Source organism: Bradyrhizobium sp. Mp27 (assembly GCF_029953005.1).
Classification (GTDB): domain Bacteria; phylum Pseudomonadota; class Alphaproteobacteria; order Rhizobiales; family Xanthobacteraceae; genus Bradyrhizobium; species Bradyrhizobium barranii.
The window spans coordinates 1-8251 of the sequence record NZ_JASAUS010000229.1 but is presented as its reverse complement, the minus strand read 5'-3'; the positions used below and the strand labels follow the sequence as shown (position 1 = coordinate 8251).

The following is an 8251-nucleotide window of genomic DNA, read 5'->3' as shown; positions in this document are numbered from 1 at the left end:
GTCGTCAGGCGGCGAAAAGCCGAAGGCAATCCTGTGCGCCTCGTCAGACAAGATGTGCGGCCGCATCAATCGGGCCCAAAAGCCGCACTCTCACGAATAGGACGGGCTAGGGAGCGCCAGAAATTTCAACGAGTGAGAGCTCGGGATCGTGTCCCCTAGCGTGGTGTAGCAGGCGGCGGGGCACCGCGTTTGCCGGCAGGAGCCGGACTGGTCAGCTGGCGATAGCCGGAAGGCTGACGGTGGGACCATCGCTCAACGGCGCGATGGTTTCCAGCGTCATGTAGCGGGCACGCTGGACGGCCCATTCATCGTTCTGTTCGAGCAGGATCGCGCCGATGAGGCGAACGATGGCGTCTTCATTGGGGAAGATGCCGACGACCTCGGTGCGCCGCTTGATCTCGCCGTTGAGGCGCTCGATCGGGTTGGTAACCGGTATGAGATGGCTCGGTGCCAACGTTCCGCTGCGGTGTTCCTACATCGTGGCGTATGGTGCGACCATCGGGACAGAGGCACCGGGAGCACGAAGTGCGGGCAGGCCGATGCACACGATGAGCCGAGAGCTCGAGTTAGTAGCTGGCCGCCTCTGCGACTCGCCCGGTTGCGCCGCGAGCGCGAATCCGTAGTTGTCGTGTCGCCCGCAGCTCCCGTCATGTGTTCGGCAGAGGAGGTGCGAATGCGACGGATAATTGGCATTGATGTCCACCGAACCTTCGGGGAGGTGGTATTTTGGGAGAACGGCAGGCTTCGACATGCGGGGCGCATTGATATGACGCGGACTGCGCTGGAGGGATTTGGCAAAACCCTGCTGGCCGGTGATGAGGTGGTGCTCGAAGCGACTGGTAACAGCTTGGCGGTGTCGCGGGTTCTGGCGCCATTCGTGGCGCGGGGGATCATCGCCAATCCGTTGCAGGTGAAGGCGATCGCCCAGGCTCACGTCAAGACCGACAAGATCGATGCCGGCACGCTCGCCAGTCTGCAGGCGGCGGGATACCTGCCGCAGATCTGGACGCCTGACGCGGAGACCGAGCGCAAGCGTAGGCTGGTGGCGCGGCGCTACCAGGTCGTGCGGCATCGCACGCGGCTCAAGAACGCGGTGCATTCGATCCTGCACGCGCACCTGATCCCGAAGTGCCCGCATGCCGATCTTTTCAACGCCCGCGGCCGGGCATGGTTGGCCGCTCAACAGTTGCCGGACGATGAGCGAGCGGCCATCGACCGGCATGTCCGTGAGCTTGACCGGCTGGCGGAAGACCTGGTCCTGCTCGACCGCGAGATCGCGCGGGACGCAATCGAGGATTCCGCGGTCAACAGATTGATGACGATCACCGGCGTGAACCTGGCGGTCGCCGCCGGCATCGTGGCGGCGATCGGCGACATCAGCCGGTTCAACAGCCCGCAGAAGTTGGTGAGCTATTTCGGGCTGAACCCGCGGGTGCGGCAGTCCGGGTTGGGAGCAGCCCACCACGGCCGTATCAGCAAGATCGGCCGCAGTCATGCGCGCGCCATGCTGGTCGAAGCGGCCTGGGCAGCGGCCAAGGCGCCCGGTCCACTGCATGCTTTTTTCGTACGCATCCGCGCCCGGCGCGGCCATCAGATCGCCGCGGTGGCCGTGGCTCGGAAGCTCACTGTGCTCTGCTGGCACTTGCTGACAAAGGGCGAGGATTACCTGTGGGCGCGCCCGGCGCTGGTCGCCAACAAGACCCGCGCGATGCAACTTCAAGCCGGACATCCACAACAGAAAGGGAGCCGCCGTGGACCAGCCTATGCCTACAACATCAAGTCGCTGCGCGACCGCGAGATGTTGATTGCCGCCCAGGCCGAGCAAAGCTACGAACGATTCGTGTCGCAATGGAAGTCGCGGCACCCAAAAAGTGGCGCGCGAGCGCCTCAGTTCGGCAGGACAAAATAGGCAGTCCGGTGACGCTTGCAGCCGACGCGTCACGCTTCGCCATGAGGTCGCCCGCGCCCAACAACCATAATCGCGGCTGATGGCAAATTCTAGCCAGGAATGCAGTCCCGTTCCACTGCCAGTGTGCCGCCGTGCTCGGGCCGGTCAAGGCCAAGCCTTGCGGTGGCCGCAGACGCGGCAGCCTTGACCGCCCCGGCGCGCGGCGGCTGCGAGATTGGTGGCCGGGACGGAAGAATGGCCCGCAGCGCAGCCGAACAAAAGAATGGACTTACAGCGATCTCCGCAGTCGTCGTCTCGGCCCCGAAGAAATCGCTTGTCCATCTCATCCGTGGAGTGCAGCTTGGTGCGGTGCTGCGGCGGGAACGTCATATAGGCCAGCACATCGGTCTCGGCCTCGTAGAGGAAGCCGGCAAGCTTGGGCAGCTTGGGACGGAGTTGGTCGGAGACCTTGCGCCACTGCATTTTAGCGGCCTCGGCATCGTCCTGGGCAAACGCGGTGGCGATGAAGGCGGAGACGACGCGGCGGCCGCTCTTGCCGGCATGGGCCAGCGCGTTGCGCATGAAGTGCACCCGGCAACGCTGCCAGGAGGCATTGAGCACCTTGGCCACGGTGGCCTTGATGCCCTCGTGGGCGTCGGAGACGACCAGCTTGACGCCGCGCAGACCGCGGCGGGCGAGCTTGCGCAGGAACGCGGTCCAGAATGTCTCAGCCTCTGAGGGACCGATATCCATACCGAGAACCTCGCGCCGGCCATCACTGTTGACGCCGACCGCGACGATCACTGCGACCGACACGATGCGCCCGTTCTGGCGCACCTTCACATAGGTGGCGTCGATCCACAGGTACGGCCAGTCGCCCTCGATCGGACGAGCGAGGAACGCCTTCACCTTGTCGTCGATCTCGGCGCAGAGCCGGCTCACCTGGCTCTTGGAGATGCCGCTCATGCCCATCGCCTGCACCAGATCGTCGACCGAGCGGGTCGAGACGCCTTGCACATAGGCTTCCTGCACCACGGCGGTGAGCGCCTTCTCGGCCATGCGGCGCGGCTCCAGAAAGCCGGGGAAGTAGGAGCCCTTGCGCAGCTTGGGGATGCGAAGCTCGACCGCGCCGGCACGGGTCTCCCAGGTCCGGTCGCGGTAGCCGTTGCGCTGGGCCAGGCGCTCGGGGGTCTTCTCGCCGTAGGCGGCCCCGGTCTGGCCTTCGACTTCCAGCTCCATCAATCGCTGGGCGGCAAAGCCGATCATCTCGCGCAACAGATCGGCATCAGGGGTCTTCTCCACGAGCGTGCGGAGGTTCATCATCTCATCGGTCATCGGTGGTTCCTCGAATCAGGTTGGTGTCAGCAACCCGACCCTACCGGCGAACTGCCGGTGACCACCGCAAAGCCGCCCGCCCGCTACGGCGCTATTGGGGGGCGCGCGTCGGGGCGGCTTTGCTCTACCGAGCTACACCACATCCGGGGACACGACCGAGCTCGGATCGAAAAGTCGTCGAATATCCGTCGAATAAGCGCTGACGAAACTTGCCGCACTCATTCATTGATCCGATCACTGAGCTCTCTTGATAGCTGAATAATCCAACCCGACGCGCGAAGCAGATCGCGGCGAGCTCGTCTGCCCGCAATTGTGCGAGAAGTCGTAGATGGTAATTCGGGGCAACGCACGCAGAGTTGAGTCTTGCTGAATCAGTCTGCGGCTCGGGCAACCATAAGGTGATCGAGGGCAACTCGCTGCTCCGAAGATAGAGGCACCGACGCTGCGGCAAAGTTCGCATTCAGTTGCTCTACCGAAGTAGCGCCTGGAATGACCCGGATGTTGGGTGACCTCCCCAGCAGCCATGCGAGGGCGACTGTAGCTGGCCTGACCAAGTGAGCAGCCGCTATGTCCCAAAGCGGATCGAGAGCAAGGCTGAGCTCGGCCAGACGTGTCGGTTCGAAGCGGGGGTCCTTGTTACGATAGTCGGTCGGCGAACGCTTTGCTTCCACGTCGGGTATCCGCGCGAGGATGCCCCGCCCAAGTGGTGAGTAGCACACGAAATCGGTGCCTGTGCCGTTCAGATAGGCAAGTAGTCCCTGCTCGGGCTGCCGCTGGATAAGGGAGTATTCGTTTTGAACGAAAGATATCCGGTGTATTGCGGACGCTCGCTGCACCGTTTCTATATCGGTAGCAGACAGGCCAAGCTCAAGCACTTTCCCTTCTTTCACGAGGTCCGACATCGTGCCGACGACCTCTTCGACCGGAATGTTTGGGTCAGGGCGATGCTGATAGAGGACGTCAATGTAGTCGCGCCGCAGTCGGCGCAGCGACCCTTCCACGGCTGAACGAATCGATTGCGGACGGGAATCCAATCCTGCGATCTTGCCGGCTTCGAGCCGATATCCGAATTTCGTGGCTATCTCGACACGGGTGCGACGGGAGCCAAGCGCATCAGCTAATAGCTCTTCGTTGACAAACGGACCGTAGAGCTCGGCCGTGTCGAAATGGGTGACACCCATGTCGAATGCGTGGCGGATGATATCAATGGCAACATCGCGGGCGATATGGCCGTAAATGCCAGTCAGTGCCATGCACCCCAAACCGATGCGCTTGCGGTCGCAAGGTACCTGGTTCATTGCGGCCTTAGAGTCAGCAGTCGAGATCGAACGCTCTCAAGAACACGCTCCACTATTTTGTCTCTGTTGCCAGAGGTCAGGATGAGAGCCTTCGGTTCGATCTGGTTGACAAGCCGTTCGATCGAGCTCGCCGCTTCCACGCGAAATGCTGCGTCCGAATCCCGTCCCTCACCAACCGCGATATCAGTGTCCACTGCAGTTCTGATAAGGATGTCGTAATCGGGGATATCCGCCTTCACGATCGTCATCAATTCGCCCGACCGCCGGCTGTCGATGGTCCGCGCCGACACCTGCAAGGCGGCGTGTAGATATCCCAACGCATCGATAACGGGCCGATCGACCAGAATGACGTCATTCTGAAGCGAGGCCTCGGCTTCGCACCGCAAGCATTCCGCCATGATCCAGAGCGTGCTTTCGTAGGTATGCTGGGTCAAAATCGGAAAGCCAAGGCCTTGTGCCCTGGGTGCAAAATCGCCGATCCGGTGAATTCTCAAACCCATATCGTTGAGCTCCTGCTCTAGACTTTGCAGGAACGTGGACTTGCCGGACGAATGCGTGCCCGTAATAGCGATTTTCATCGCTGGTGAAATCACAACAAAGATCCCTGTCTTGGATCCAGAATGTTCGCTTCCATGAGAACTCTGCGCCGTTCGTCGGCGGGCAGGGGCGACAGCAGATGGATCATGAGAAGGGCAGTCAGCGTGGCGTCGTAGAGCGCAGAATGATGCTTTGCGTCAGTGCGCCTAGCGGCCTCATCGGCCAAGCCGAATTCAACACCCAGATTGGCAAGACCGTACGATGCCAATTCCGGCTTGAGGATCTTTGTAAGCTTCAACGTGTCGATCGCGGAACTGGGTTTCCAGTCGGGGAGCGACCTCGACAGAATATCTACCTCGATTTTTACATTGTGACCGACGATCGGCGTGTCCTCGATCCACGTAATGATGTCATCGACGATGTCGGCGATGTCCGGAGACCCTACAACATCGTCGTCTGTCAGTCCGTGGATGCGCGTGGCGGCTGGCTTGATCCCGTGCTCTGGCCGCACGAACCAGTGCCGTTTGTTTTCGGTGAGCACGAGCCGATCGACCTGCAGCATCGCCAGCTCGACGATTTCCGGCGGAGAGCTGCCGCTACCCTCGACGTCGATGATCCAGAAACGCCCTGTATCTATTTCCATCCAACTTCAGCCCGTCCATGCCGCCCGTGAAGATGCGGGTGCGATCGATCGTGGACCTGATAATTGAGCGTGTGCTGAATGAAGTAGCGCTGCTGCTCAGTGCTGCCGCTCAGCTCGATCCGGCGATCGTCAATCGATATGTGATTGGACACAAGTTTCGCAAGCGCTGCCAGCTCCCGCACGCGTGACACTTCGGGTTTCACGTGAGTCTGCGCACAGCGGTCAATCTGCTGCTGCGGACAGATGTCGCAAATCTCGCGTATTCCGAAATGGCCGTTGTAATCAGCAGCGCCATGTGCATAGGCCACTCCGCAGGACGTCTTTCGGAACAGCGCTTTGCCTGCAAAAGCCTCCGTCACGCGCCGCTCGATCTCTGCGGGCAGGATTTTGCGCCTTGCAATCTCCGGATAGAGGTCCGCTACGCCAGCTTCACGAAGATGCGCGCGGATTTCTGCGCGATGAAAAAGACCCGTGAATACCGTGGCATCGGCATACTCGGAGAGCGCCAGCGCCCGGCCGATGTGATTGTCCGTGTCGTTCAGTCCGGCGATCAGCGGTCTCCAGTAGAGAATGGCTTTGGTTCTTGCTGCATGGTCGTGGAGAACACGCAACGAGTTTTCCGCATGCGCGCTGTCGACAGGCTCCACTCTGGCGTCCTCGATGCCGGACCAGGTGACGAGGATGGTGAGGCGAATGTTCTTCAGTCGCTCCAGCCGTGCGATATCGTCAGCCTCGATTTTCCATCGAGTGATGACAAGCACTGAATTCTTCAGTCCCCGTTGGTCGAGCAGCTCCAGCGTCGCAAACAGGTGGTCCTTCACGCTTGGCAGGAAGGGCTCGGTCGCCCGGTTGAAGATTTGGATCGGCGTCGTATCGGCTCGGAAGGCCCAATGGTTGGTCAAAATATCGACCGCCTCGCTATCGCTGACCACCAGATGTGGCTGCTTCATCCCGAAGTTCTGAAAGAGATGGCGGACGCAATAGCCGCAATCGAGCGGGCAGCCCACGACATGGTTGAGGCTGAGGCCGGATTTTCGATACTCGACCACGTTCCGGAGCGAGTGCGGAAGGTCGGCTGGCGCGGCGCGAAGGACTGGCATGGTTCGACGAATCCAGCGAAATATTCTATCGGGAAATGCATGGAGGTTACTTTTAACGGAGAGGTTGTGATCTCGCAAGGCCTTTTTCTGGACTTTTCCTAACCCACGCCGGCGCGCAGACATCCGATTGAGCCAATGAAAAAGCTGAATCCTCAACGCCTGAAAGTGGGCGATATCATCCTGACCGCGGGCCCGGGCAAGGTGAGCAAAGCCGTCCGGCGCATGACCAAGAGCGAGATTTCGCACGCGATGGTCTACGTCCAGCACTCGTCGCTGATCGACGCGACGGCGCATGGTGTCCATTCCAGCAACCTGCAACGGCTCTTCCTGGAGGACGACGCAGTTGTCGTCGTCTTGCGGCATCGAACGCCGTTGAGTGCGGAGGTGATCCGGCAGGTCACCGATTTCGCCCGAGCCGCCAACTCCAGATGGTATTGCCAGCCGCTTTTGGCGAGTTCGAGCTGCCAAACCGCCAAATATCCCGATTTCTCGTAAGCCCGGCGGAGAAGAAGGAAACCTCCTGATCAGACGCAGGTAGCTCGAAGTCGGAAATCTGGACGAGGTGCGCGCTGGTGCGAAGGTCTTCGGGGGTTCTTAAAGCCGCCCGCAAGCGGTCCGAGAGCATTGTTGACCAACGCCAAGAACCTGAGAAGGATTAACCGAGGGCTGCATGATCAGCTCGGTTTCAACAAGCTGACCCAGAAGCCCACCCCCCGACGACGCCGTCGGTCGGCGCGACCAAGCCCGGATGCTCGTCGACGGCATGACCGCCGCCAACGACCTTGGCCTGACCGACGCCGTGCCAGCGAAAATCGTGGTCCACACCGACGCTCGCAAACAACCGATCAAGCTCGGCAACGTCACCATCACTTTCCGTCTAACCGCAGCCAGCAAGCTGTTTTGGGCCGGTCGGCCCGCCATGCGCGTCATCCAGGCACTTCACTGGTTGCGTGATCTCCTGGTCCGCGAAGGCGAGAGTGATCGGGTTAGACAGAAGCTAGCCAAGCTTTTCGGCGATCCGCCGACCGGGCCGCCACTAAAGGCCGACATCAACGTCGGCAAGACCGCGCTTCCGACCTGGATGTGGGAGTTCCTCAAGCCGCTGATCGAAGGCGATACCAATGTTCAAGATCGGTATGTCGATGCCAACTATGCTGCCGATGATGATCATCGTCATCATCTCGCCGCCGGCGCCCGGCCCAGGGACGACCCGACCAAAAAGGTGCAATCAGCCAAGCGCAGCAGGGTGAGGAAAACATGAATCAGGCTTTTGACGAGGTCCGTGCAGCCGGAACGGATGCCATGTTGAGCGCCTTCAATACGACCGCGCAGCGCCTCGGTGCGCGTTTCGCGGGATCGTGAGCGCGGATTTCAGGGGATCGTGAGCAGAGATTTCAGACGATCGTGAGCAACGATTTCGCGGGATCGTGAGCAAGGCTTTCGGAGCCTT

7 protein-coding genes and 2 pseudogenes are annotated in these 8251 nt (G+C 60.8%); 3 read left to right on the top strand and 6 right to left on the bottom strand.

All coding sequences use genetic code 11. The features are described 5' to 3' along the window. Positions 1 to 211: 211 nt before the first annotated feature. Positions 212 to 427, bottom strand: a pseudogene (locus QJT78_RS46160) (transposase); the annotation flags it as partial. A 264-nt stretch (positions 428 to 691) separates the two neighbouring features. Between QJT78_RS46160 and QJT78_RS46155 the strand changes: the two are divergent. Next, positions 692 to 1909, top strand: coding sequence for an IS110 family transposase (locus QJT78_RS46155; RefSeq protein ID WP_193375998.1), 1218 nt, complete (start codon positions 692 to 694; stop codon positions 1907 to 1909). A 312-nt stretch (positions 1910 to 2221) separates the two neighbouring features. On the opposite strand, the pseudogene QJT78_RS46150 reads toward QJT78_RS46155, so the two are convergent. The 5 genes and pseudogenes from QJT78_RS46150 to QJT78_RS46130 all read right to left on the bottom strand — a co-directional run. After that, positions 2222 to 3223: pseudogene (locus QJT78_RS46150) on the bottom strand (IS256 family transposase); the annotation flags it as partial. A 371-nt stretch (positions 3224 to 3594) separates the two neighbouring features. Continuing rightward, a complete protein-coding gene (locus QJT78_RS46145) occupies positions 3595 to 4521 on the bottom strand; it encodes an aldo/keto reductase (RefSeq protein WP_049808043.1) in 927 nt (308 codons plus the stop codon). Then, complete coding sequence (locus QJT78_RS46140; protein ID WP_244433443.1) at positions 4518 to 5114, bottom strand: AAA family ATPase; 597 nt, start codon at positions 5112 to 5114, stop codon at positions 4518 to 4520. The genes QJT78_RS46145 and QJT78_RS46140 overlap by 4 nt, the downstream gene beginning before the upstream one ends. Beyond that, a complete protein-coding gene (locus QJT78_RS46135; RefSeq protein WP_038945480.1) occupies positions 5111 to 5701 on the bottom strand; it encodes a 3'-5' exonuclease in 591 nt (196 codons plus the stop codon). Before QJT78_RS46135 ends, QJT78_RS46140 begins: the two co-directional genes overlap by 4 nt. Further along, on the bottom strand, positions 5692 to 6801 hold the full coding sequence (locus QJT78_RS46130; RefSeq protein WP_028154489.1) for a radical SAM protein: 1110 nt from the start codon (positions 6799 to 6801) through the stop codon (positions 5692 to 5694). Before QJT78_RS46130 ends, QJT78_RS46135 begins: the two co-directional genes overlap by 10 nt. 135 nt (positions 6802 to 6936) lie before the next feature. Here QJT78_RS46130 and QJT78_RS46125 point away from each other — a divergent pair, with 135 nt between their 5' ends. Both QJT78_RS46125 and QJT78_RS46120 read left to right on the top strand, forming a co-directional pair. Then, the gene (locus QJT78_RS46125; RefSeq protein ID WP_028154490.1) at positions 6937 to 7296 is read left to right on the top strand and encodes a YiiX/YebB-like N1pC/P60 family cysteine hydrolase; all 360 of its coding nucleotides are present in this window, start codon (positions 6937 to 6939) and stop codon (positions 7294 to 7296) included. Between the two features lie 253 nt (positions 7297 to 7549). Beyond that, positions 7550 to 8062, top strand: a complete 513-nt coding sequence (locus QJT78_RS46120; protein WP_225004650.1) for a DUF6088 family protein — start codon at positions 7550 to 7552, stop codon at positions 8060 to 8062. Positions 8063 to 8251 lie beyond the last annotated feature (189 nt).

Excerpts from the sequence above, each read along its gene's own strand:
- QJT78_RS46120 (WP_225004650.1), top strand. The coding sequence starts at position 7,550 with ATGCTCGTCGACGGCATGACCGCCGCCAACGACCTTGGCCTGACCGAC.
- QJT78_RS46135 (WP_038945480.1), bottom strand. The coding sequence starts at position 5,701 with ATGGAAATAGATACAGGGCGTTTCTGGATCATCGACGTCGAGGGTAGC.
- QJT78_RS46145 (WP_049808043.1), bottom strand. The coding sequence starts at position 4,521 with ATGAACCAGGTACCTTGCGACCGCAAGCGCATCGGTTTGGGGTGCATG.
- QJT78_RS46125 (WP_028154490.1), top strand. The coding sequence starts at position 6,937 with ATGAAAAAGCTGAATCCTCAACGCCTGAAAGTGGGCGATATCATCCTG.
- QJT78_RS46130 (WP_028154489.1), bottom strand. The coding sequence starts at position 6,801 with ATGCCAGTCCTTCGCGCCGCGCCAGCCGACCTTCCGCACTCGCTCCGG.